At 68.7% G+C, this 1,403-nt stretch carries 2 protein-coding genes; both read left to right on the top strand.

Annotated elements, in window-relative coordinates; all coding sequences use genetic code 11:
- Positions 1-772, top strand: a 772-nt coding sequence (mmsB, locus tag PMI01_RS06410; protein WP_007665740.1) for a 3-hydroxyisobutyrate dehydrogenase, incomplete at its 5' end; no start/stop codon positions are given.
- Between the two features lie 170 nt (positions 773-942).
- The coding region (locus tag PMI01_RS06405; RefSeq protein ID WP_007665738.1) for an aminotransferase class I/II-fold pyridoxal phosphate-dependent enzyme at positions 943-1,403 on the top strand (461 nt) is incomplete at its 3' end.

Here is a 1,403-nt window from a genome sequence, read left to right as displayed (position 1 = left end):
GGCCGCCTGCCATGCGGCGGCCTCGGTGGCCGAGGCGGTCAAGGACGCCGAGGTCGTGATCACCATGCTGCCGGCCGGGCAGCATGTGCGCGGGGTCTACAGCGATCAGATCCTGAGCGCCGCGCCCAAGACCGCCTTGCTGATCGACTGCTCGACCATCGACGTCGAGAGCGCCCGTGCGGTGGCCGCCCAGGCCAAGGCGGCGGGTTTCCGCTTCGCCGACGCGCCGGTTTCGGGCGGGACCATGGCCGCCGAGGCGGGGACCCTGGCCTTCATGGTCGGCTGCGACGCCGCCGACTTCGCCGCCGTCGAGGCGGCGCTGGAACCGATGTCGCGGGTGACCATCCACGCCGGCGACCACGGGGCGGGGCAGGCGGCCAAGATCTGCAACAACATGCTGCTGGGCGTCTCGATGCTGGGAACCTGCGAGGCCTTCGCCCTGGCCGAGAAGCTGGGCCTGGCCGCCGACCGGTTCTTCGAGATCGCCAGCAAGTCGTCGGGCCAGTGCTGGTCGGTGTCGACCTATTGCCCGGTCCCCGGCGTCGGCCCCTCGACCCCGGCCGACAGGAACTACGACGGCGGGTTCGCCACGGCGATGATGCTCAAGGACCTGAAGCTGGCCCAGGACGCCGCCGCCAAGGCCGGGGCGAGCACCCCGATGGGCGCCCAGGCCGAGGCGCTCTACGCCCTGTTCGACGGCAACGGATTCGGCGGCAAGGACTTCTCCGCCGTGCTGCAGATGCTACGGGGAAAGTTGTCGCAACTGAGCTGAGTCGCTCGGAGCGCGGCGGGCCTGTTCACTCACGAAGACAAGGCGGCCGTTCGCGCGTTGGTCTTCGTAGGTAATCGTCCCTATGTGGACAGGGCGCGTCGCTGGTGCGAAAAGCCAAGCCTTGAGAAGGGACCGATCGGACTCGCCAAAGTCCGTCGGGTAAAGATGCCATGAACTACAAAGCCGCGTTCCGCAGCGCCGTCGACCAGATCCGTGACGAGGGCCGCTATCGGGTGTTCGCCGATGTGAAGCGCCATCGCGGCGCCTTCCCGCGCGCCACCTGGACCCGTCCGGACGGCGGCGAGAGCGAGATCGTGGTCTGGTGCTCCAACGACTATCTCGGCCAGGGTCAGAACCCCGTGGTGCTGGACGCCATGCATGCGGCGATCGACGACCACGGCTCGGGCTCGGGCGGCACGCGCAACATCTCGGGCACCAACCACCACCATGTCGAGCTGGAGGCCGAACTGGCCGATCTGCACGGCAAGGAAGCGGCCCTGCTGTTCACCTCGGGCTACGTCTCCAACGAGGCCAGCCTGTCGGCCCTGCAGAAGATCCTGCCGGGCCTGGTCATCTTCTCCGACGCCCAGAACCACGCCTCGATGATCGCCGGCATCCGCAACGGCGGGTG

Source organism: Caulobacter sp. AP07, assembly GCF_000281955.1.
GTDB lineage: Bacteria > Pseudomonadota > Alphaproteobacteria > Caulobacterales > Caulobacteraceae > Caulobacter.
The sequence above is the reverse complement of the archived record's forward strand: the minus strand, read 5'-3'. Positions and strand labels throughout refer to the sequence as shown.